This is a genomic window from Streptomyces sp. GQ60, from assembly GCF_059758875.1.
This window is the reverse complement of record NZ_JCAXEG010000002.1, coordinates 191,884-215,099: the sequence shown is the minus strand read 5'-3', so window position 1 is coordinate 215,099 and position 23,216 is coordinate 191,884. Positions and strand designations below refer to the sequence as shown.

General features: G+C 71.1%; 16 protein-coding genes and 1 pseudogene. 7 read left to right on the top strand and 10 right to left on the bottom strand.

Annotated elements, in window-relative coordinates; translation table 11 throughout:
* The first annotated feature begins 23 nt into the window (after positions 1 to 23).
* Both AC6CKD_RS06020 and AC6CKD_RS06015 read left to right on the top strand, forming a co-directional pair.
* Positions 24 to 3,326 carry a DUF4082 domain-containing protein gene (locus AC6CKD_RS06020; protein ID WP_498325669.1) on the top strand — a complete coding sequence of 1,101 codons (3,303 nt, stop codon included), beginning with the start codon at positions 24 to 26 and terminating at the stop codon, positions 3,324 to 3,326.
* Entirely contained in the window at positions 3,323 to 4,369 is a 1,047-nt protein-coding gene (locus AC6CKD_RS06015; protein WP_498325667.1) for a glycosyltransferase family 2 protein, read from the top strand. Before AC6CKD_RS06020 ends, AC6CKD_RS06015 begins: the two co-directional genes overlap by 4 nt.
* A 56-nt stretch (positions 4,370 to 4,425) precedes the next feature.
* On the opposite strand, the gene AC6CKD_RS06010 is transcribed toward AC6CKD_RS06015, so the two are convergent.
* On the bottom strand, positions 4,426 to 5,151 hold the full coding sequence (locus AC6CKD_RS06010; protein WP_498325666.1) for a hypothetical protein: 726 nt from the start codon (positions 5,149 to 5,151) through the stop codon (positions 4,426 to 4,428).
* Between the two features lie 83 nt (positions 5,152 to 5,234).
* On the opposite strand from AC6CKD_RS06010, the gene AC6CKD_RS06005 reads away from it, so the two are divergent.
* The 5 genes and pseudogenes from AC6CKD_RS06005 to AC6CKD_RS05985 all read left to right on the top strand — a co-directional run bounded on the left by AC6CKD_RS06005 (position 5,235) and on the right by AC6CKD_RS05985 (position 13,387).
* Positions 5,235 to 7,295 carry an O-antigen ligase family protein gene (locus AC6CKD_RS06005; RefSeq protein WP_498325665.1) on the top strand — a complete coding sequence of 687 codons (2,061 nt, stop codon included), beginning with the start codon at positions 5,235 to 5,237 and terminating at the stop codon, positions 7,293 to 7,295.
* Complete coding sequence (locus AC6CKD_RS06000) at positions 7,205 to 8,209, top strand: glycosyltransferase (RefSeq protein WP_498326262.1); 1,005 nt, start codon at positions 7,205 to 7,207, stop codon at positions 8,207 to 8,209. Before AC6CKD_RS06005 ends, AC6CKD_RS06000 begins: the two co-directional genes overlap by 91 nt.
* 1,075 nt (positions 8,210 to 9,284) lie before the next feature.
* Positions 9,285 to 11,084, top strand: coding sequence for a family 43 glycosylhydrolase (locus tag AC6CKD_RS05995; RefSeq protein WP_498325664.1), 1,800 nt, complete (start codon positions 9,285 to 9,287; stop codon positions 11,082 to 11,084).
* A gap of 227 nt (positions 11,085 to 11,311) precedes the next feature.
* A pseudogene (locus tag AC6CKD_RS05990) lies at positions 11,312 to 12,919 on the top strand (glycoside hydrolase family 43 protein); the annotation flags it as partial.
* Complete coding sequence (locus AC6CKD_RS05985) at positions 12,896 to 13,387, top strand: RICIN domain-containing protein (protein ID WP_498326261.1); 492 nt, start codon at positions 12,896 to 12,898, stop codon at positions 13,385 to 13,387. The pseudogene AC6CKD_RS05990 and the gene AC6CKD_RS05985, both read left to right, overlap by 24 nt.
* Before the next feature lie 25 nt (positions 13,388 to 13,412).
* On the opposite strand, the gene AC6CKD_RS05980 is transcribed toward AC6CKD_RS05985, so the two are convergent.
* From AC6CKD_RS05980 to AC6CKD_RS05940, 9 genes are all read right to left on the bottom strand, one after another.
* Entirely contained in the window at positions 13,413 to 14,216 is an 804-nt protein-coding gene (locus tag AC6CKD_RS05980) for a glycosyltransferase family 2 protein (RefSeq protein ID WP_498325662.1), read from the bottom strand.
* An 18-nt stretch (positions 14,217 to 14,234) separates the two neighbouring features.
* A complete protein-coding gene (locus AC6CKD_RS05975; RefSeq protein ID WP_498325661.1) occupies positions 14,235 to 15,344 on the bottom strand; it encodes a hypothetical protein in 1,110 nt (369 codons plus the stop codon).
* Between the two features lie 13 nt (positions 15,345 to 15,357).
* A complete protein-coding gene (locus AC6CKD_RS05970) occupies positions 15,358 to 16,911 on the bottom strand; it encodes an oligosaccharide flippase family protein (RefSeq protein ID WP_498325660.1) in 1,554 nt (517 codons plus the stop codon).
* Positions 16,908 to 17,669, bottom strand: a complete 762-nt coding sequence (locus AC6CKD_RS05965; protein ID WP_498325659.1) for a YveK family protein — start codon at positions 17,667 to 17,669, stop codon at positions 16,908 to 16,910. Before AC6CKD_RS05965 ends, AC6CKD_RS05970 begins: the two co-directional genes overlap by 4 nt.
* A gap of 93 nt (positions 17,670 to 17,762) precedes the next feature.
* The gene (gene wecB / locus AC6CKD_RS05960; protein WP_498325658.1) at positions 17,763 to 18,890 is read right to left on the bottom strand and encodes a non-hydrolyzing UDP-N-acetylglucosamine 2-epimerase; all 1,128 of its coding nucleotides are present in this window, start codon (positions 18,888 to 18,890) and stop codon (positions 17,763 to 17,765) included.
* Positions 18,891 to 18,894: 4 nt separating this feature from the next.
* Positions 18,895 to 20,151 (bottom strand): nucleotide sugar dehydrogenase, encoded by a 1,257-nt coding sequence (locus AC6CKD_RS05955; protein WP_498325657.1) that lies wholly within the window; start codon positions 20,149 to 20,151, stop codon positions 18,895 to 18,897.
* A complete protein-coding gene (locus AC6CKD_RS05950) occupies positions 20,151 to 20,930 on the bottom strand; it encodes a WecB/TagA/CpsF family glycosyltransferase (protein ID WP_498325656.1) in 780 nt (259 codons plus the stop codon). Before AC6CKD_RS05950 ends, AC6CKD_RS05955 begins: the two co-directional genes overlap by 1 nt.
* Positions 20,927 to 22,096 carry a hypothetical protein gene (locus tag AC6CKD_RS05945; RefSeq protein WP_498325654.1) on the bottom strand — a complete coding sequence of 390 codons (1,170 nt, stop codon included), beginning with the start codon at positions 22,094 to 22,096 and terminating at the stop codon, positions 20,927 to 20,929. Before AC6CKD_RS05945 ends, AC6CKD_RS05950 begins: the two co-directional genes overlap by 4 nt.
* A gap of 437 nt (positions 22,097 to 22,533) precedes the next feature.
* Positions 22,534 to 23,133 (bottom strand): acyltransferase, encoded by a 600-nt coding sequence (locus AC6CKD_RS05940; protein ID WP_498325653.1) that lies wholly within the window; start codon positions 23,131 to 23,133, stop codon positions 22,534 to 22,536.
* Between the last annotated feature and the right edge of the window lie 83 nt (positions 23,134 to 23,216).

Genomic DNA, 23,216 nt, shown 5'->3' with positions numbered 1-23,216 from the left:
AGCCCACCCCAAAAGAGGTACGGATGAACAGACGGACAAGGCTGCTGCGGTACGGGCTCTTCACCGTGGTGGCGGCCCTGATGGCGGCGGCGCTGCCGCCATCGGTGGCGGTCGCGGCGGACCCGTGCGGTCCCGGCTCCAACGCGATCGTGTGCGAGAACTCCAAGGCGGGCACCCCGATGTCCGACTGGTTCGCGCCCAGCGCCTACGGCGACATCAAGGGATTCCCGGCCAAGGAGAGCGTGCAGGCGGGCGAGACCCTGCAGTTCAAGGTCCAGTCGCCGACGGCGTACAAGGTGTCGGTCTACCGGCTCGGCCACTACGGGGGTGACGGGGCCCGCCTGATGTCGACCGCGGCCCAGGCGGCCCAGACGCACCCGGCGAACTTCCCGCAGGGGGGCAACCCGCAGAGCTGCACCACCAAGGCCTCCACCGGCCTGGTCGACTGCGGCAACTGGCCGGTCACCTCGACCTGGACGGTGCCCTCCGACGCCGTCTCCGGCCTCTACATAGCCAACTTCGACCAGGCGGACGGCAACGGCGTCATGCCCTACCCGTTCGTGGTCCGCAACGACTCCAGCCACTCCGACATCGTCGTGCAGACCAGCGACCAGACCTGGCAGGCGTACAACAACTACGGCGGCCAGGACCTGTACGACGGCGCCGGGCCCGCGCCCGACGGCCGTGCCTACGAGGTCAGTTACAACCGGCCGATGGACATCGGCGGGGAGAACGGGATCTACGGATCCGAGTACCAGATGGTCGCCTGGCTGGAGCGCAACGGGTACGACGTCAGCTACATCTCGGGCATCGACATGTCGACCAAGGGCGCGACCCAGCTGCAGAACCACAAGGTGTTCATGTCCTCGGGCCACGACGAGTACTGGACCCAGGACCAGTTCACCAACGCCCTGAACGCCCGTCACGCGGGCGTCAACCAGACCTACTTCGCCGGCAACGAGGTCTTCTGGAAGACCCGCCTGGCCCCCAGCATCGACGGTGCCAACACGGCCAACCGGACCCTCGTCTGCTACAAGGAGACCAAGCTCTCCTTCCCGCAGCCCAACGGCATCCCCGACCCGAGCGGGATCTGGACGGGCACCTTCATGGACCCGGCCAGCGCCACGAACGGCCGTCCCTACCAGCCGCAGAACCAGCTCACCGGCTCGCTGTTCAGCGTGAACGGCTACCGCAGCGACGCCATCACCGTCCCCGGCGCGTACGCCAAGATGCGGCTCTGGCGCGGTACCACCGTCGCGAACCTGACACCGTCCCAGACCGCCACCTTCCCCGTCGGTACGCTCGGCTACGAGTGGGACAGCGACGTGGAGGACGCGGCGCGCCCGCCCGGGCAGATCGCGATGTCGTCCACGACGGTGGACATCAACGACGGCAAGTACCGCCTGGACTACGGGAACACGTACGGCAACGGGACCGCGACGCACAGCCTGGTCGCCTTCCGGGACCAGATCTCGAACGCCCTGGTCTTCGGCTCAGGCACCGTGCAGTGGTCCTGGGGCCTGACCAACATGCCGACCGGAAACCCGGACGACGCAGTGGTCACCGAGGACAAGCGGATGCAGCAGGCGACGGTGAACATCTTCGCCGACATGGGGGTCCAGCCCAAGTCCCTGCAGAGCAACCTGCTGGTGGCCACCGCCTCCACGGACACCACCGGCCCGGTCATCACCGTGACCAGCCCCGCGGCGAACGCCACGGTGCCCGCCCTGCGGCCGGTGACCGTCACGGGCACCGCCACCGACGGCGGCGGCGGGGTCGTGGCCCGCGTGGAGGTCTCCACCGACGGCGGAACCACCTGGAAGGCCGCCACCGGCGTCGGGTCCTGGAGCTACACGTGGACTCCGAACACCCCCGGCTCCGCGCAGATCAAGGTCCGCGCGGTGGACGACAGCGTCAACATCGGCGCCACCACCACCGTGCCCCTGACCGTGGGACCCCAGCAGTGCCCCTGCACCGTCTGGCCCGCCGCGGCCGTACCCGGCACCGTCAACGCCGGTGACGGCAGCTCCGTGGAACTCGGCGTGAAGATCCGCTCCTCGGTGCCCGGTTCGATCACGGGCGTCCGCTTCTACAAGTCCCCGGCCAACACCGGCACCCACACGGGCAGCCTGTGGAGCAGCTCCGGCCAGCGCCTGGCCACGGGCACCTTCACCAACGAGACGGCGTCGGGCTGGCAGCAGCTCAACTTCTCCTCGCCGATCCCCGTCAAGGCCAACACCACGTACATCGCCTCCTACTTCGCCCCCAACGGCGGATACTCCTTCGACACCACCTTCGCGTCGTCGGCCGCGGGGCTGGCCCCGCTCACCGCGCTGAAGAGCGGGACCGACGGGGGCAACGGCGTCTACCGCTACAGCGGCACCGGCGGGTTCCCGTCCACCGCCTCGTCCGGCAGCAACTACTGGGTCGACGCGGTCCTGGACACCGCCACCGCGAGCACCACGCCCCCGACCGTCACCACGACCACCCCGCAGTCGGCGGCGACCGGCACGGCGATCACCACGACGGTGAAGGCCACCTTCAGCACGGCCGTGGACATGGACACCCTGGTGTTCACCCTCAAGGGCCCCGGCGGCGCCACCGTCCCGGGCAGCAAGATCCTCGACGTGTCCAACAGCGCCACCTTCACCCCGTCCTCCGAACTGGCGCTGAACACCACCTACACGGCATCGGTGCAGACTGCCGACCTGTGGGGCAACGCCATGGCCGCGCCGGTCACCTGGACCTTCACCACCAGCGCGACCCCGCCGACGGTGACCTGCCCCTGCACCCTGTGGGGTCCGAACGCCACCCCGACCACCGCCAACGTCGGCGACGACACCAACTCCGTGGAACTGGGCACCCGTTTCCAGTCCACGGTCGCCGGCTACGTCACCGGCGTCACCTTCTACAAGGGGCCCGGGAACACCGGCACGCACACCGGCAGCCTCTGGACCGCCACCGGCGCGCTCCTGGCCACCGGAACCTTCGGCAGCGAGACCCTGTCCGGCTGGCAGCAACTGCACTTCACCACCCCGGTGGCCATCACCGCGAACACCGAGTACGTGGCCTCGTACCACGCGCCCAACGGCAAGTACTCCGTGGACGGCGGCTACTTCAGCGCCGCGCACCGCTCCTATCCGCTGGTGGCCCCGGCCGACGGCACCGGCGGTCCCGTCACCGGCAACGGGCTCTACAAGTACGGGGCGGCCACGGCCTTCCCGAGCAACACCTTCGGCTCGGTGAACTACTGGGTCGGCCCGGTCTTCACGACCACGGCCCCCGTCGCGCCCAACCAGGGGTCCACGGAGGTGTCCGGCCAGTGAGCACCGTCAGCGTGGTGATCCCCTGCTACAAGTACGGCCATTTCCTGGCCGACTGCGTCGAGAGCGTGCTGGACGAGCAGGAGGGCGTGGACGTACGGGTACTGATCATCGACGACGCGTCCCCCGACGACTCCGCGGAGGTCGCCCGCGCCCTCGCGGCGGCCGACCCCCGGATCGAGGTCCGGGTCCACGAGAAGAACCAGGGGCACATCGCCACCTACAACGAGGGCCTGCTGGAGTGGGCGGACGGGGACTACGTCGCCCTGCTCTCCGCCGACGACCGGCTGGTCCCCGGCGCCCTGGTGCGCGCCGCGGCCCTGCTCGACGCCCACCCCGAAGCCGGATTCGCCTACGGCAGGCCGCTGCGGTTCCAGCACGGCGGGCCGCTGCCCGAGGCCCGTACCCGGAGCACCGGCTCGGTGGTGTATCCGGGACGGTGGTGGCTGGAGCGGCGCTTCCGGGAGGGCACCGGGTGCATCACCTCACCCGAGGTGGTCGTGCGCACCAGCCTCCAGCGCCAGGTCGGGGGCTACGACCCGGATCTTCCGCACGCCGGGGACATCGAAATGTGGATGCGGCTCGCGGCCCACGCCGACGTGGGCTATGTCCGGGGCGCCGACCAGGCCTTCTACCGGGTCCACGGCAACAACATGTCCACCACGGACTTCGGCGGGCAGCTCGACGACCTGCGCCAGCGCCTCGTCGCCTTCGACTCGGTGCTGGAGAAGTGCGGCGGCCTGCTCCCGGAGGCGGGCCGGCTGTCCACCGCGGCCCGCACCCGGCTCGCCCGGTACGCCTTGCGGCGTGCCTACCGGGCCTACGACCGCGGGCGCACCGGGGTGGTCCCGGTCGAGGAGCTGGAGGCCTTCGCCGCCGAGTGCCTGCCGCGGTACACCTCGCTCCCCGAGTACGGGGCGCTGCGCCGGCGGCGGCGGATCGGGGCCCGCGCGATGCCGTACCTCCAGCCGCTGGTGCTCTCGGCCGTCGCGGACCGGGGACGCGAATGGCTCTGGTGGCAGTCCTGGAAGCGCCGAGGGATCTGATGACCGCGCACCACCGCCCGGTACCGGGGGCGTTGGCGGCCGGGCGGCCCGCTGTCTCAGCGGGCCGCCGCGGCCGCGGGCTCGGGGCGCTCGCCCCGCTGCGGCCCGCCGCTTCCGGAGCCGCCGCTTCCGGAGCCGCCGCTTCCGGAGTCGGCGCGTTCGCGCCGGCGCCGGGCGCGGCCCGCCAGGAAGCGATCGGTCCACAGGGCGCAGGCCACCCCGCCGACCAGGGCCAGGACCGCCGTTCCGGCCAGTCCGCGGCTCTTCGTTCCGGTCAGCGCCACCGCGGAGGGCGGCACGAGAACGGTGACGCTCATCCGTCCCGCCGCCGGGATCCGCTGCTCGGCCTGCATGTCCGCGAGGTGCTTTCCGTAGACCTCGACGACTGCTCGCACCGAACGGTCGGCCGTGGCCGGGTCCGTGTGCTCCGCCTGGATCTGGAGGGAGGGGATCAGATAGCGAGGGGTGACGCTCGTACCGCTGTTGCGCGGGATCAGCCGGTAGGTGCCCGCCACCCCGGCGGCGCGCAGTTCGGCCTCCCCGTCGGAGGAGTCCAACTGCTGTACGGCGGCGAGGGAGACGGCGGCCAGCGGCGGCTGCAGGTTGGCGAGCTGGTTCGGCTGGTTGCTGGTCACCGGCGGCTTGAGCACGACGATCGCGGTGCTCACGTAGGTCGTGGTCGGACGGAGTACCTGGAGCGCCCCGGCGGCCGCGAGCACTGCCGCCAGGACCAGCACGTACCAGCGGCGGCGCAGCGTGCGGAACAGCTCACCAGGCGACACAGGATTCCTTCCGTCGTGTTCGATCTTCCCAGGACGCCGGGCAACACGCCAACGGTTCCACGGCAGTTGCGAGGGGAGCGTGCGTGAACATCGGTGAGATAGGAGCGGTACTGCGGCGCCGCTGGTACGTCATGGCGCCCCTGACGCTGTGCGGAGTCCTCGCGGGCGCGCAGCTGTACCAGTCGGTCCCGGTGTCGTACCAGTCCCAGAGCTCGGTGGCCCTGCTCGACTCCACGGCCGTCGCCGAACTGGCCCCCGCCTTCGGCAACCCCATCGCGAACGCGGGCGGTTCGCTCGTGGTGACCGCCGACGTCCTCATCAGGACCCTGTCGGGCGCCGACGCGGCGCGGGACCTGCACGGCCTCGGGGTGACCGACCCCTACACGGTCGGCTTCGCCGCGAACGCCTCCGGCCCGATGCTCACGCTGACCGTCACGGGCACCAACCGGGAGAACGTGCTCAAGGAGACCAGCACGCTCACCGACTTCGCCGGGGAGCAGCTCAACGCGCTCCAGGCGGCGGCCAAGGTGCAGCCCGCGTACTTCGTCCAGACGGCCCCCGTGGTACTGCCGCAGACCCCGAAACCACAGCTCAAGACCCGGTACCAGCAGGTACTGGCCGTGATCATCGCCGGTCTGGTCGCCGGATTCACCGCCTCCTTCGTCCTGGAGAGCATGCTGGCCGGCCGCCGGCGCCGGCGCGAGGCCGCCGAGGCCGCGGCCGGCACGGCCCCGAAGCGCACGCGCAGGCGGACACGCCACCGCGAGCTGGACGCCACCGCGCTCCTGACCGGCTATCTGGGGCTGGCCTTCTTCATCCCCTCGAACCTGACCCTGCCCGGCCTGGGCGGCGTGGGCACCCCGGCCAACGTCTTCGCGCTCCTGGCCCTGTTCTGGTACCTGGCGACCTGGCTGACCGGCCGGATCAGACCGGCACCGGGCACCCGGCTGCCCCGGGTCGCGATGTGGCTGCTGGCCGTCTCGGTCCTGGCCTCGTACCTGGCGAACGCCTCCCGGGGAAGCTCCCACAAGGAGGTGCTGGGCGCCGACCGGGGGCTGATCGGACTCCTGGTCTGGGTCTCGCTGGTGGTGCTGATCTCCGCCGGGATCCAGGACCGGACACGCCTGGACGTGCTGCTGCGGCGGGCCGTCGTGATGGGGGCCGTGGTCGCCGCCATCGGCTACTACGACTTCTTCACCGCGACGAACATCGCCGAGAAGATCAGCATCCCGGGGCTGCAGTCGAGCGTCGCCCAGATCACCGCCCTGGACCGCGGGGCGTTCACGAGGCCGCGCTCCACCACGGCGCAGCCGCTGGAGTTCGGCGGCATGCTCGCCCTGCTGCTGCCCTTCGCGATCCAGCAGGCCTTCGATCCGGTCCGGGCCCACGTCAGCCGCTGGCGCCGCTGGGCGCCGGTGGCGCTGATGGGCGGCGCCCTGCCGCTGACGGTGTCACGGACCTCCATCATCGGGGCCCTCATCGTCGTGCTGGTGATGGTGCCGAGGTGGAAGCCGCAGCGCCGCTGGACCGCCTTCGGCCTGCTGCTCGGCTCGGTGGCCGTCTTCAAGGTGCTCGTCCCCGGACTGATCGGCACCATCACCACGCTCTTCGCGTCCTTCGTGTCGAACTCCGACAGCAGCACCCAGGCCCGCACGGTGAAGTACGGCGCGATCGTGCCCTACCTGGAGGAACGCCCGCTGTTCGGCAGGGGCCTGGGCACCTTCACCCCGGACCTGTACTTCTTCACCGACAACCAGTACATGCTGACCCTGGCGGAGATGGGCCTGCTGGGTCTGCTCGCGCTCCTGGCGCTGTTCCTCACCGGAATCCACCAGGGCGGCGCGATCCGCCGTCTCGCCGCCGACGAGTCCGACCGGGAGCTCGGCCAGGCGTTCTTCGCCTCGGCCCTCGTAGCCCTGGTCAGCGCGGCCACCTTCGACGCCCTCAGCTTCCCGATGTTCGCCGGGATGTTCTTCCTGACGATCGCCGCCGGAGGCAGTTACCTCGGCTTCATCCGGCGCGCCGCGCCCGAGCCCCGAACCGTGGAGTCCCCATCACTTCCGACAGCACCGCTTCCGACAGCACAGCTTCCAACACCTCAGCCGCTCAAGGCCCGGACCGGCCGGATGCAGGCGGCCCCGTAGCCGTCGTCGTCGTCACCTGGAACAGCGCCCGGGTGATACCCGAGTTCCTTGCCTCCCTGCCGCAGGGCATGGCCGGCGTCGACTGGCGGCTGGTCGTCGCCGACAACGACTCCGCCGACGACACCGTGGACCTGATCCGGTCGCTGGCCCCCGGGGCCACGGTCGTCCAGACCGGCCGCAACGCCGGCTACGCGGCCGGGGTGAACGCCGCCCTGGAGGCAGCCGCCGGATGGGACGGAGGCTTCCGCGCCGCCCTGGTGTGCAATCCGGACATCCGGATGCGGCGGGGCTGCGCGCAGCTCCTCGTCGGCGCGCTCGGCGACCCCGTGGCCGGCGGGGGCCGGGTGGGGATCAGCGTCCCGCTGCTGTACGAGGAGGACGGGACGCTCCACTACTCGCTGCGCCGGGAGTCCCGGGTGACCCGCGCCCTGGGCGAGGCCGTGATCGGCAACCGCCGCGCCGGACGCTTCCCGAGGTGGAGCGAGCTGGTCACCGACCCCTCGGCGTACGGGCGCAAGACGGTCGCCGACTGGGCGACGGGCGCGCTGATGGCGCTCTCGCAGGAGTGCCTGGAGGCCTGCGGAGCCTGGGACGAATCGTTCTTCCTGTACTCGGAGGAGACCGAGTACTGCCTGCGGGCCGGAGACCACGGCTTCGCCACCCGCCTCGAGCCCGCCGCCTCGGCCGTGCACCTCGGCGGGGACTCGCAGGTCTCCCCGCAGCTGTGGACCCTGCTGACCCTCAACCGCGTACGCCTCTACGGCCGCCGCCACTCGGCGCCGGCCACCGCGGCCTTCCGCGCGGCGGTTCTGCTACGGGAGACCTCCCGGGCGGCGCTCGGCCGCCCGGCGAACCGGGCCGCGGCCCGGGCCCTGGCCAGCCGCACCGCCCTGCGCGCCACGCCGGGGCCCTGACGGGGCGGTCTCAGCTGGTCGAGATCGGTGAGCGTGCGTCCGTTGAGAGGAGTTCGGCGAGGCCGAAGCCGAGCAGCCCTGCGGCAAAGGACCCGAGCGTGGTCCAGAACGCGGCCCGGCCGAACGGGAGGGCGCGGACCGAGACGTTTCCATCGCCCGGGGGTACGGGTGGCGCCCACTGATGAGCCTCAGGCCTCGCGGGCGGGGAGCGCAAGAGATGTCCGCCACGACAGGCAGTCCAGGCCCCCCAACCGGGGCCCTGAAACCGCCTGCGCACAGGATGAGGAACCCCAGCCGTTGCGCGGCTGGGGTTCCTCGGGGCGGTGAGTACCGGTCAGCAGGTGGAGTTGCCCACGCCGGAGACAGCTCGTCTACGCGCCGGCGGACCGCACCCCATCGCGATCACCGTGGATCAGGCGGGTCGGCGCTGCAGGGGGAGCAGGTCCGGCCGTACGGCAGCTCACGTCCGTCCCGTCAGTAACTGCGACAGGACAAGATGCTGATGTCACCTCAGTAACGGGCAGGTTGCGACCTGGTACTTGACGGCCTCTCATGTGCCGTGGTTTTCTCCCTGCAACACACCGGATGTTCGACTCCCAAGTTGTTAGCGCTAACAACACACCGGAGGCACGGCATCCCCACCCCGCAGGGGTCACGCCTTGCCGCCGCCCCGGACGAACTGTCCGTTCGCGCAGTCGGCGCACCAATCCAGATGACCACCCGCCGCGATGCGGGGCGCGGTCACCGGCCCGGACGACCGAAAGGCAGCACATGGCCGACACCACCAACTCCCCTGCGGACAGCGGCCGCCCGCCCGGCATCCGAGTAGGCGAAGACGGCCTGACGGAGCGCCGGCTCTCGGCGGCTCCGTCCGCATCGCAGGATTCGCACTGACCACACCCCGAGCGCAGCAACGTCCCTCCTCCGCATCTGACCAGCTGCTCAGTCCCCGACGCGCAGCACCAGGAAGGACCACACCATGGCCAGTACCGCCGTCCACAGGCCAACGGCTCACCCGACCGCAGTGAGGTCACCCGCCGCCGGAAAGAGCCTCGCCCGGGCAGCCTGGGTGCTGATGATCCTCGTATTGGCGTTCGCCGTCCTTCCCGCCGCGGTGCATCCCACCGCGGCCAGGGCCGACAATCCGATCGTGCAGAACGTCTACACCGCCGACCCTGCCCCGCTGGTGCACAACGGGCGGGTCTACCTCTACACCGGGCACGACGAGGACGGCTCGGCCTCCTACGTGATGAAGGACTGGCGGGTGTGGTCCTCCGCCGACATGGTGAACTGGACCGACCACGGCTCACCGCTCAGCCTGAACACCTTCAGCTGGGCGGGTGCCAACGCGTGGGCGGGCCAGGCCGTCGAACGGAACGGCAAGTTCTACTGGTACGTGCCGGTGTCGGTCCGGGAGACCGGCCAATTCGCCATCGGCGTGGCGGTGTCGGACAGCCCCACCGGCCCGTTCCGGGACGCCCTCGGCCACCCGCTGGTGGAGAACAGTGAGATCGACCCGACCGTCTTCATCGACGACGACGGCCAGGCCTACCTGTACTGGGGCAACCCGAACCTTTGGTACGTCAAGCTGAACGCGGACATGACGTCCTACGCAGGCAGCCCCGCCAAGATTCCGCTCACCACGGAGGGCTTCGGATCCCGCACCGACCACCCCGACCGTTCCACGCTGTACGAAGAAGCACCCTGGGTCTACAAGCGGAACGGCCTGTACTACATGGTGTACGCGGCCAAGTGCTGCTCGGAGTTCATCGCCTACTCCACGGCACCCGGCCCGACCGGACCGTGGACCTACCGTGGAACCGTCATGCCCGCCCAGGGCAACAGCTTCACCAACCACGCGGGCATCGTGGACTTCAAGGGCAACTCGTATTTCTTCTATCACAACGGCGCTCTGCCGGGCGGTGGTGGCTTCACCCGGTCGGTCGCGGTGGAGAAGTTCAGCTACAACGCCGACGGCACCATTCCCACGATGAACATGACGACGGCCGGGGCGCCGCAGGCCGGCACTCTCGATCCTTATGTCCGCCAGGAAGCCGAGACCATCGCGTGGGGCAGCGGCATCGAAACCGAACCCTCCAGCGAGGGCGGGATGAACACCAGCTGGATTGAGAACGGCGACTACATCAAGGTCAAGGGCGTAGCGTTCGGCACCGGTGCGGGCTCGTTCACCGCCAGGGTGGCCTCAAACACCAGCGGCGGCCGAGTTGAGCTGCACCTGGACAGTGCTACTGGGCCGACGGTCGGGACATGCACGGTGTCGGGCACCGGAGGCTGGCAGACCTGGAGCACGGTCTCGTGCCCTGTTACCGGTGCGACCGGGACCCACGATCTGTACCTGCGCTTCGACGGTGGCAGCGGGTACCTGTTCAATGTGGACTGGTGGCAGTTCACCACCGGCCAGTCCGCCTTCTCGTCAACCGCCGTCGCCCAGCACAGCGGGCACTGCCTGGACGACCCCAACCAGAGCACCGCCGACGGCACTCAGTACCGGCAGTACACCTGCGGTGCCGGTGAAGAACAGCGCTTCGACTTCCGTCCGGTGCAAGGGGTGGCGGACACCTACTCCCTGGTGAACCACCACAGCGGCAAGTGCCTCGACATCCGCGGTGTCTCCACCGCCGACGGTGAGGCGGTCCACCAGTGGACCTGCCACGGCGGCACGAACCAGCAGTTCACGCTGCGGCATGTCGCCGCCGGCGACTACCAGCTCGTCGCGGTGCACAGCGGCAAGTGCGTGGACGTCAGCGGGATCTCCACCGCCGTCGGAGCATTGGTCCACCAGTGGACCTGTGACTCCGCCAGTGCCCTGGCCGCCAAGAAGAACCAGGTCTGGCGGCTGACTGGCAAGCGCTGAACCAACACAGGGTCGGGCCCGGGCCCCGACAACCCGGTGCCCGACCCTGTCCAGGGCCCTGGCGCGACGGCTTCATCTCGCCGCCCGGCCTGGGTCAGCCCTCGGGTCACGTCGCAGATGTGCAGGGTGCGGCGCGCTCAGATCACCCCCTGCACGGCTCGTCCTCGGGAATGTTAGCGCTAACACTTCGACTCTCGGTCCCCCACGCGTGAGGAAGCTGATCTCGTATGTCCTGGCTACAACACCCCCACAGCCGCCGGACAGTCATGGCGGCCACCGCCGGCCTGGTCGCGGGCGCCACGCTGCCGGCGATGGGCGCGAGCGCGGCGGCGGCCACGACGGCCCAGCAGGAGCAGTTCACCAACCCGGTGATCTGGCAGGACTTCGCCGACCTCGAGGTCATTCGCGTCGGCGACGCGTACTACTACTCCGGCTCGACCATGCACTTCTCGCCGGGCGCGCCCGTCCTGCGCTCCTACGACCTGGTCAACTGGGAGTTCATCGGCCACTCGGTGCCGGTCCTCGACTTCGGCGACGCGTACGACCTCAAGGGCGGACGGGCGTACGTCCAGGGCATCTATGCGTCCTCGATGCGCCACCGCCCCAGCGACGGGACCTTCTACTGGGTGGGCCAGATCGGCGGGCAGCGGTCGTACGTATACAAAGCCACCGACGCGGCGGGCCCCTGGACCCGGCACGCCGAGATCGGCAGCAATTACTACGACGCGGGGCTGCTCTTCGACGACGACGGCACCCCGTACGTGGCGTACGGCGCCAACGAGATCCGCGTCGCGCAGCTCTCCCCGGACGTGCGCACCGAAGTCAGGTCCGAGCACGTGCTCACCAAGCCCGACTCGTTGCACTACATGGAGGGCTCCCGCTTCTACAAGATCAACGGGAACTACTACATCTTCGTCACCCGTCCGCCCAACGGCCAGTACATCTGGAAGTCCACATCAGGCCCCTTCGGCCCGTACACGATGCGGGAGGTGCTGTTGGACCTGCCCGGCCCGATCCCCGGCGGCGGCATACCGCACCAGGGCTCGCTGGTCGACACCCCGAACGGCGACTGGTACTACATGGGCTTCATCGACGCCTATCCCGGCGGCCGCGTCCCCGCCCTGGCCCCGGTCACCTGGAACGCCGAGGGCTGGCCCGAGCTCCAGACCGTCAACGGCACGTGGGGCGAGACGTACCCCTACCCGGTCACCCCGCACCCGCTCCCGCCGATGACCGGCGCCGACACCTTCGAGGGAAGGGCGCTGGCGCCGTACTGGGAGTGGAACCACAACCCCGACACCGCGGCGTTCACCGTCAACAACGGGCTCACCCTCAGGACCGCCACCGTCACCGACGACCTCTACAGCGCCCGTAACACCCTCACCCGCCGCATCCAGGGCCCCGCCTCCACCGCGACCGTCGTGCTCAACTGCTCCGGGATGGCGGACGGCGACCGGGCCGGCCTGGCGATGCTGCGGGACTTCTCCGCCTGGATCGGCGTCACGCGGCAGGGCGGCGTCAGCAGGCTGGTGATGTTCGACGGCCTGGCCATGGACGCCAACTGGAACACCAGCAGCACCGGCACCGAGCAGGCCCGCGCCGACCTCCCCGCGTCCGGCAGCCGCGTCTGGCTGCGCGCCACCGCCGACATCAGCCCGGGGCCCGGCCGCCAGGCGACGTTCTCCTACAGCACCGACGGCACCACCTTCACCCGGCTCGGCCCGGCCTTCACCATGAGCGACAGGCCTCATTTCTTCATGGGCCACCGCTTCGCCGTCTTCAACCACGCCACCCGGGCCCTCGGCGGCGAAGTGCTGGTGGAACGCTTCGAGTTGCGCGCGCACGCGCCGGCGGCCCCTGTGGACACCAGCGCCTGGTACGTCATCGTCAACCGCAACAGCGGCAGGGCACTGGACGTGGAGGGTGTGAGCTCCGCGGACGGCGCCGCGCTCACGCAGTGGGCCCGCTACGACGGGCCCAACCAGCAGTTCCAGTTCGTGGACTCCGGCGGCGGCTACTACCGGCTGAAGGCGAGGCACTCCGGGAAGCTGCTGGACGTCTCCGGCTGGTCGACGGCCGACAACGCCGCCATCCACCAGTGGAGCGACCACGGTGGCGTGAACCAGCAGTTCCGGTTGGTGGACTCACCGGACGGATTCGTCCGGTTGATCAACCGCAACAGCGGGAAGGCCGTCGAGGTACCGGGCTTCTCCTCCGCCGACGGGACCGGCATCGTCCAGCATGCGGACTGGGGCGGCGTGAACCAGCAGTGGAAGCTCGTCCGCGTCGGCTCCACGGGCTAGTCCTCCTGCCTTTCCGGTCACGGCACTAGGTGGGCGCCCGGCCCTCCCAAGCGGTGTAGAAGCTCTCCGGGTTGACCAGGTAGCGGACGGTCGGCCGGGGCAGGTGGCGGACCTCGTGGCGGCGGCTGTAGCGGCGTACGAGCTCCCAGTCCTCGCGGGGCAGGACGTCGGGGGTCCGCCGCAGCCGGCTGAAGTACAGGGCCGGGGTGCGGCGCGCGACGAAGGCGTTCGTGTCGAGGAAGGCCTCGCGCGCGGAGCGGCGGCGGTCGAAGGGCACCGAGAGCACGTCCCGCTGGGATCCGTCGGGGAGCACCCTGCGCAGCGCCGTGTACACCGCGTCCGGTCCGCCGGGGGACTCCAGGACCGTCAGGGCCTGTTCCAGATGGTCCGGCTCCCACAGGTTGTCGTCGTCCAGGAAGGCCACGTACCGCGAGCGGCTCAGCCGTATCCCCACGTTGCGCACCACTCCGGCCGTGGCCGTGTTCCGGGCCAGTGACACCGCGAAGAGCCTGGGATCCGTGGGGAGTTCGGGCAGCCCGGCGCCGTCGTCCACGACGAGGACCACCTGGTCCGCGACGGTCTGCGCCAGCGCCGAGCGCACCGCCGCGCACAGCGCCTCGGGGCGCCGGTGGGTGGCGATCACGGTGGCGACCAGCGCGGACGGCGGCCGGCCGAGGAGCGCCCCGAGCCGGCCGGTCTCCGCGTTCTCGAAACGGCGCAGCCGCACGGCGGAAGGGGCCAGCAGGAGCTTGTTCCTGGCCTCGAAGAGCACCAGCCAGCCGAACGCCCGCTTGAGCAGCTCCCAGGGGGCCCGGGCGATGCGGCGCATGTCATGTCCTCTCGGTCGTCAGGGGGAGGGCTCGGGTACGACGGGCCGCCCGTCCGACATGCGGTTGCCGCGCCACACGTTCCCCGCGCCGCCGGCGTTCCACGCGGCGACCGCCCCGTAGAGCCCGCTGTGGGGGTGGTACTGCGTGGAGAACACGTTGTCCGTGACCTGGATGCCGGTGGCTCCCGGGCCGCCGCCGTAGAGCGCGTACGCCCCTCCGGCCAGCCAGTTGTCGTCGACCACCACGTTGGAGACCACGCCGGTGTCGGCGAAGAGCCCGAGCGCCGCGCTGGCGCCCTTGTCGACCGGGACGGAGTTCAGCAGCGTGTTGTGCCGGACCGTCAGCCGCCCCTTGTTGCCGCCGCCGCTGATCACGGCATCGGTGTGCTGCCACTCCCCGCCCAGATTGCGGAAGGCGACGATGTCGTGCACGTAGTTGTCGTGCAGATTGCCCTGGCCCATGGACAGGGCGTTGCCGAACACCGAGATGTCGCACCAGCCGACCTCGACGGAGCTCTCGCCCATGTTGGAGACCGCGTAGTTGACGCCGCCGTTGTCCGGGCCCTTGCCCGGCAGGGCGGTGATCGTGGTGTGCAGGACCCGCAGGCCCTTGAAGCCCGGACGGAGGTTGATGCCCCACCAGTTGGTCGAGGTGATCCTGCTGTCGATGACGGTGACGTTGTCGGCGTAGACGTCCAGCGAACCGCGGATGTCCCAGCCCTTGATGACCATGCCGTCGGTCTTGACCGACATGTTCCCGATGTCGTGCCGCTCCAGCGCGATCCGGGGGCCGGTGGAGCGGGCGTCGGGGAACCCGCAGGCGCCGGGCGAGGTGGCGTTGCAGACGGGACCCTGCGCGGGCGGCGCACTGCTGCCCGGCGGGGGAGTGGGCGAGGGGGTGGCGGAGGTCGCGGAAGGGCTCGGGCCGACCGGTGCGGACGGCGAGACGGTGGGCTCGACGGGCACGGGCAGGGGAAGGGGCTTCTCCTCGCCGGGGCATTCGAGGGCGCTCTCCGGACAGGAACCGGCCGCCGGCTCGCTGCCGCCCGTCCGCTCGGCCTGGTAGAGGGTCAGGGCGGCGACGAGTAAGACCCCGGCCAGCAGCCAGCCCCACAACCGTTTGCGCACGCGTGCCATGGTGTCAGCCCTTCATCGTCGTGGCCGCGGCGGCCGGCGCGGTGCCGCGCAGGAAGCCGAAGCTGGGCAGGACGCACACGGCGTAGCACAGGGTGCCGGCGGCCGCGGTCGTGAGGAGCGCGAGGACGCCGTCGCCGAGGAGCCGTTCCAGACCGAGGACCACGGCCGTCATCGCGGCGCCGCCCAGGAAGGGCCAGGCGCAGGCGCGCGCCACGGTGCCCAGCCCGACGCCGCCCCGGTGCAGGGCGAAGAGGAACACCGGCACCACGACGGCCCCGGCGACCAGGACGTGGCCCTGGGCCACGCCCTCGATCCCGCCCGCTCCGGCGCCGGCCACCAGCACCGGGACCAGGACGGCGAGCCACAGCCCCTGGACCCCGATGAGGGAGCGGCGGCGGCCGATGGCCACCAGGCAGTCGTAGGCCAGCTCGCAGCCGATCCGGACCAGTCCGAGCCCCATCAGCCACGGCAGCGCGGCGGCGGCGGGCAGCCAGCGCGCCCCGTAGACGAGCTCGACGATGGGCCCGGCGAGGGCGGCCAGCAGCACGCAGAGCGGGACCGTGGCCGTCATCACGACGCCGAGGGCCCGGCCGAAACCGCCGGCCAGTGCTCCCGGCCCCCCTCCGGCCTCGCTGTCGGCCAGCCGGGAGAACCCGGCGAAGGAGACCCGGCGGGCCGCCTCGGAGATGATGCGCACGGGCCAGCCGGAGATGTTGAAGGCGAGCACGTAGAAGCCGAGGGCCAACTGGTCGAGGGAGGAACCCACCACCATGGTGTCCACGTTGACGACCCCGAGCGCGAGCATGCTGGCCCCGGCGAGCGGGAGCCCGAAGCGCAGCAGCGCCCGGGCCTGCTCCCGGTCCCAGCCGAACCTCAGGGTGCCGGGCGCGGCCAGGCAGCAGCCGATGAGCGCGGCCACGTTGCCCGCGACGGAGCCCCACGCGAAGCTCATCGCGCCCCAGCCCTGGACGGCCAGCAGCAGGGTCACCGCGGTGCTGAGGACGAAGTTGACGGCGTCGATGGCCATCCGCCGGCCCTGCTGGAACTCCCGGGTGAGGAAGCCGGCGGGCACCTGCGAGAGCCCGTCGAGGACCACGCACACGCACATCACGCGCAGCACGCCCGAGGCCTCGGGCGAGCCGAGCACCCCGGCCACCGCGGGGGCCGCCGCGAACAGGCCCGCGTACAGCAGCAGGCTGGAGACGGCGCTCAGCGTGAGGACCGTCGGGGCGAAGCGGCGGGGGTCGCCCTCCCAGCGCACGATGGCCAGGGAGACCCCGAGCTCGTTCGCGGAGAGCAGGACCAGCAGGACCGTCTGGGCGATCCCGTAGACCCCCCAGGCCTCGGGGCCGAGGAAGAAGCGGGCGAGGATGATGCCGGTGACGAAGTTGCCCAGCCGCATCACCATGGTGTTGACCAGGCTCCAGCGGGCGGCGGAACCCACCTTGCGCCCCAGCGACGGCGGATCGGACGGGGTCGTGGAGGGGGTCGTGGACGGGATCTCGGGCGGGTCCTCGGGCGGGTCCTGGGTGCCGGTGTCCGTGGCGGGGGCCGTCACGGCGATGCCTTGGAGCGGAAGGCCGACGGGGGCAGGACCTTGAGCGCCATCGTCGCCGTCGGGTCGGCGGCGCCGGTGTGGTGATCGCCGGTGCCGGGACCGGGGTGCTCGGGCGGACCGGGGTCGGCTGTCCCGGGCTTGCGCCGGCCTGGCTTGTCGGCCTTGCGGCGCCTGGCCTCGACGAAGAAGGTGGCCACCAGGCTGAGTACGAAGCCCAGGGCCGCGGCCATGACCAGGTACTGGAGCCGGGTCTTCGTCTGCGCCTCCGGCTTCTGCGGAGGCACGATCGTCGCCATGCGGATCATGGCCTCCGGGGTCACCGACTGCTGGGCCTGGAACTCCAGGAGCCGCTTCTCGGCGTACGCGGTGAAGAGCTGGTCCGACTTCAGGACGGCGGCCGGGTCGGTGCCGGTGACGCTCAGCCACATGAAGGGTCCCTGGGCGTTGTCGGCGATCTTCGCCTCGTACACGCCGGTCAGTCCCTGGGCCTTGAGGTCGGCCTTGGAATCGTCGGAGTTCAGGTTGCGTGCCAGCCCGTCGGCCATGCCGGTGAGCGATGCCTGGGTGCTCAGGAACGGGTTGCCGTCGAAGGCGACCGTGGCCTTCTTCGAGTTCAGGAGGGTCACCGTGCTCTGCGACCGGTACTCCACCGGCACCAGCAGGTACACGCCGGTGATGAGCGCGGCCGTGAGCAGCAGCCCGGGCAGCAGCACGTACCAGCGCCTGCGCATGACCCGCCAGATCTCCGCGAGGTCCATCAGCCTTCTTTCGATCCAGGTGGAACGGGGGTGGAAACGGTGCTGTGGCCGGAAAGGGGCGCCGCGCTCCGGCGCACCCCTCCGGCCACGGCGCTAGACGACGGGCGCGGTGCCCGGGACGAGGTCGGTGGGCCGCGGCCGGGTCGCCGCGCTCCCACCCTCCAGGAGCACCTGTGCGATGCGCTCGCTGGCGCGGCCGTCCCACAGCTCGGGGCAGCGGGGCGCGGGCGGATCGTCGAGCACCCGGTGCACGGTGGCGGTGATGCGGTCCGGGTCGGTGCCGGCCAGGACGTTGGTGCCCTGCTCGACGGTGATCGGGCGCTCCGTGTTCTCCCGGAGGGTCACACAGGGCACCCCGAGGGCGGTGGTCTCCTCCTGGATGCCTCCGGAGTCGGTGAGCACCACGCGGGCGGAGTCCTGCAGGGCGATGAAATCGAGGTATCCGGCGGCGGGCACCAGCCGGATGCCGCCCGGTACGCCGATCTCGGCCAGCCGTTCGGCCGCCCGGGGGTGCACCGGGAGCAGCAGCGGACAGCGTCCCGCGATCTCGCCCAGCGCCTTCAACAGGCCGCGCAGGGCGTCCGGATCGTCCACGTTGGCCGGCCGGTGCAAGGTGACCAGGCCGTACCCGCCGCGGGTGAGACCGTAGCGGTCGAGGACGTCGGAGCTCCGGGCCCGCTCCAGGTTGGCCAGCAGGGTGTCGATCATGACGTTGCCGACGACGTGGATCTGGTCCTCCCGGTACCCCTCGGACCGCAGGTTCGCGGCGGCGTCGGGGGAGGGGGCCAGCAGGTAGTCGCTGATCCGGTCGGTGGCGACCCGGTTGACCTCCTCGGGCATGGTCCAGTCCCGGCTGCGCAGACCCGCCTCGACGTGGGCCAGCAGCGGGCCGGCCTTCGCGGTGACCAGGGCGCAGGCGAGCGTGGAGTTGATGTCCCCGACCACCACGACCGCGTCCGGGGCCATTTCGTCGAGCAGCGGCTCGAAGGCCTCCATCACCCGGCCGGTCTGCCGGGCGTGACTGCCGGACCCGGCTCCCAGATAGCGGTCGGGCGAGCGGATGCCGAGGTCGCGGAAGAAGACGTCGTTCATCGACTCGTCGTAGTGCTGGCCGGTGTGGACGAGGACGACCTCCGCGCCGCGGGCCTCCAGGGCGTCCATCACCGGTTTGATCTTCATGTAGTTGGGCCGGGCCCCGGCCACGCAGATGATCCTGGGCATGGAGTCAGAGCACCTCCACCGTGGGTCCCGACAGCCGGTTGCGGCAGTCGAGGATCAGCGAGGCGTGCTCGGTGATCATCGGGTAGTCGAAGGAGTCGTGGTCCGTGAGCAGCACGACCACGTCGGCGGCGGCCAGCTCCTTGCGGGTCGGCTCCACCCGGGAGAGGCGGGTGTCGACCTTGATGCTCTCCACCACGTGGGGGTCGGCCGCGCGCACCTTGGCGCCCATGTCCAGGAGCAGCTGGGACACGCGTACCGCCGGAGACTCCCGGGCGTCGCCGGTGTTCTTCTTGTAGGCCAGTCCCAGGAGCAGGATCCGGGAGCCGTTGACCGAGCGGCGCTTGGCGTTGAGCGCGTCCATGACGCGGCGCGCCACGTATTCGGGCATGTGGCTGTTGATGTCGTTGGCCAGCTCCACGAAGCGGAAGTTCTGACCCAGCTCGCGCTGCACCCGCCAGGACAGGTACGAGGGGTCGATGGGCAGGCAGTGCCCGCCGACGCCGGGGCCCGGGGTGAACTTCATGAAGCCGAACGGCTTGCTGGCGGCGGCCTCGATGGTCTGCCACACGTCGATGTCGAGGTGGCGGGCGAACATGGCTATCTCGTTGACCAGGGCGATGTTCACGTGCCGGAAGGTGTTCTCCAGCAGCTTCGCCAGCTCGGCCTCCTTGGGGGAGCGGACCGGCACCGTGGTGTCGACGAGGCCCGCGTAGAAGGTCTCCACGGCCTTCAGCGAGAGGGCGTTGACGCCGGAGACCACCTTCGGCGTCTGCTGGAAGCCCCACACCTTGTTGCCGGGGTCGATGCGCTCGGGGCTGTAGCCGAGGTGGAAGTCCACGCCGGCCGTGAGACCCGAACCGTCCTCCAGGATCGGGCCGAACAGCTCCTCGGTGGTGCCCGGGTAGGTCGTCGACTCCAGGACGACGGTGGCTCCCGGCCGCAGGAAGCGGGCCAGGGTGTGCGCGGACTCCTCGATGTAGCGCAGGTCGGGGGCGCCGTCCTGCAACGGGGTCGGAACGGTGACGACCGCGACGTCGAAGCCGCCGCAGTCCCGGGCCTGGTCACTCGCCTGGTACGTGCCCAGCTCCAGCGCCCGGCTCAGCCGTGCGGAGGAGACGTCCTCCACGTACGACTCGCCGGCGGCGAGGCTCTTGACCCGCCGCGTGTCCACGTCGTAGCCGACCACCTGGTGTCCCACTTCGGCGGCCCTGACGGCCAGCGGAAGGCCGACGTATCCCTGTCCCACGACGACGACGCGCATCAGTGACTCCTGTTCGCGGAACCGGCAGACGGTGTGGACGGTGTGCGGCGGATGAGTTCCCGGACCGTCATGAGGAGGAAGGCGGCGTTGGTGGTGAGGTAGCGCTTGCCCAGGCGGCGCGGTTCCTGGAGGGTCCGGTAGAACCATTCGAGCCCCATCCGCTGCCAGACCAGGGGGGCGCGCTTGGTGATGCCGGCCAGGATGTCGAAGGAGCCGCCGACGCCGTGCACCACGTGGGCGCCGGTGCGCTCGCCGTAGCCGGCGGTGAAGATCTCCTTCTTGGGCGAGGTCATGCCGAGGAACAGCATCCGGGCCCCGCTCCCGGCCACCGCGTCGGCGATCTCGCCCTGTGCGGCGTCCTCGAAGTAGCCGTTGCGGCTGCCGGCCACGCGCAGCGCGGGGAACCGCCCGGCGATCCGGCCGAGCATGAGGTCCAGGACGTCCTGGCGTGCGCCGAGCAGGTAGACGGGGACCTCGGCGGTCTCCGCCGCGGCGAGCAGCCGCATGAACAGGTCGATTCCCGCGACCCGTTCGGGCAGCCGGACGCCGAGGATGCGGCCGGCCCACACCACGGCCTGGCCGTCGGCCAGGACGAGGTCGCAGCCGGCGACCGCCGCGGCGAGGCGGGGATCGCGGCGCATGTTGACCAGCTTGGCGGCGTTGACCATGCCGATCTCGATCTGTTCACCGCGCCGCACGGCGTCGAGGCAGCGCTGGACCGTCTCGTCCATGGTCAGGGGGTCGAGCGCCACTCCGAAGAGCGACTGTCTGTGGTTCATCTCCCGAGCCCCCCGAGCCAGGCGTGGAGCAGCCAGCCGAACTCGTAGGGCCTGCACTCGCGGTCCACCGCCAGGGGGCGGAAGATCCGGTCGAGCGGGGCCAGCCGGGCGCGCGGGGCGACCCGGGTGGTGAGTCCGCGGGCGGCGCGGACGGCCTTGGCGGGATCGCCGCGGTAGACCTTGCGCCAGGTGACCCCGTACTCCTCGCGGATCATGGGCTCGCGCGGGGTGCCGTCGGGCCCGCTGATCTCGGGCACCTCCGTCATCCAGCGCAGACCCCGGCGGATCTCCGCGCCGAAGTCCGTGCCGCCCGCTTCGGCCAGGTCGAAGAGGGCCGTCGGGGCCATGGCGTGCTGGTGCACGCTGTAGACGGGGTAGCCCTCCACCACGCCTCCCGTGCGGGCGTCGTAGTGCCACCACCACTGTCCGCCGTCCCCCTGCAGGGCGCAGATCCGGGCGGCGCACGCGTCGGCGGCCGCCAGGGCCCGCGGGTCCGGGGCGCCGGCGTGCAGCCGGGCCAGCGCCTGGAGCGGATAGGTCTGGTCGGCGAAGCAGGCCACGTGGGAGCGGTAGCCGGAGACCAGCCCCGGCCCGGTGGCGTGCGGGAAGAGCGGGCTGTCGCCGATCCTGGCCGCCAGCAGCCGGTCGCGCGCGGCCGCCAGCCGGTACTCGACGTCCACCGACGTGCGGGCCGCGGCGAGCGCGGAGAGCACCCAGGCGGCTTCCACGGTGTACTGCGGACGTCCGGGGACGTCCAGTTCGGCCACCCGCGCCACGGCGTCCGCGAGCTTGGGGTGGCCGGTCTCGGCCGCCGCCCAGGCGATGAGCGCGGCGTCGCCGAGGTTGGTCACCGCGGGCAGCCGTTCCACCAGGAGCGCCGTGAACTCCCCGGCGCTGCGGCCGTCGAAGAGGGCGCGCTGCCGCTCCTCGGGGAGGAACCGTGCGCCCAGCGCGGTGATCGCCGCGTACCGGGTGCTGGTACCGCGCCGTTCCACGCGCCTCACGCCGTAGGGGGAGACGGTCCCCACCCGGGTGAAGACGAAGGTCTCCGCGCCCGGCAGGTACATCTCGGGCAGCCCCGCCTCGGCCAGTGCGAGCAGCCGCTCGGCGAGGGCGTGCAGCGGCGGGTCCTCGTGGACCAGTGCTTCTAATCGTGTCGCGGTCACCGGTTCCCCACCCCGGTTCCCCGCGTGTCCTGCTCGCCCTGTATGTCCGAGCTGTAGCCGTACGGCTCCAACACACCCACCCCCTCTGAATCGTTCCTAGGACAGACCCGGCGGTCGTCGTTCGGCGGAGGGGACTGCGCATGACGGTGCGCGTGCTTACGGTGTGATCCCCCCGATGGCACGTGCGGTCCGGGCCCGCCGGATCCCCCTCCAGCGAAGTTCCGGATCGGAGCGCGCGCGAGACGGCGGCGACGAACGGGCGCATGGTGCTGCGCCGGCCGCCACCTCGTCCGCGATTGCCCTCGTCGTGTACAACCCCCCACTGAACACAGCCTGTTGCCTGCTCAGATCCCGTGTACAGGGACAAGGTATGCCCAAGGTTGTTCATTGATTGTGGTTTTGAGGAAATGCCATTGACCCAAATTGCCGACGTTGCGTCAGGTGCGCTCGGCCAGGGTTCCGTCGGTCTCGTCGTGCAGGGCGCCGGTGCGCGGGCACTCCCAGGTGCCCGGCTCGCCGTCGCGTTCCACCAGTCGGACGCCGGCCCGGCCCACCCAGCCGATGCGCCGGGCGGGCACCCCGGCGACGAGCGCGAAGTCCGGTACGTCCCGGGACACGACCGCGCCGGCCGCGACCAGGGCCCACCGTCCGATCCGCACCCCCGCGACGCACACCGACCGGGCGCCCAGGGACGCCCCCTCGGCCACCACGACCCCGGCCGCCTCCCAGTCGCCACCGCGCTTCTGCCGGCCGTCGGGCTCGACGGCCCGCGGGTAGAAGTCGTTGGTGAGCACCGCGGCCGGGCCGATGAACACTCCGTCGCCGAGTTCGGCGGGCTCGTAGACCAGTGCGTAGTTCTGCAGTTTGACGTTGTCCCCGATTCGTACGCCGGGACCGACGTACGCCCCGCGTCCCACGATGCAGTCGCGGCCGAGCCTGGCGTCCTCCCGCACCTGCGCCAGGTCCCAGATCGTGGTCCCCTCCCCGAGCTCGGCCGTCTCGTCGACCTGGGAGGAGGGTTGTATGCGGACACTCACGGGGTGGTCCCCTTACGGCTCGCGACGCGTTCGGATGTACCTCGCATTGAGGTACGGAGGGAGCATATGCGGCATCGGACCGG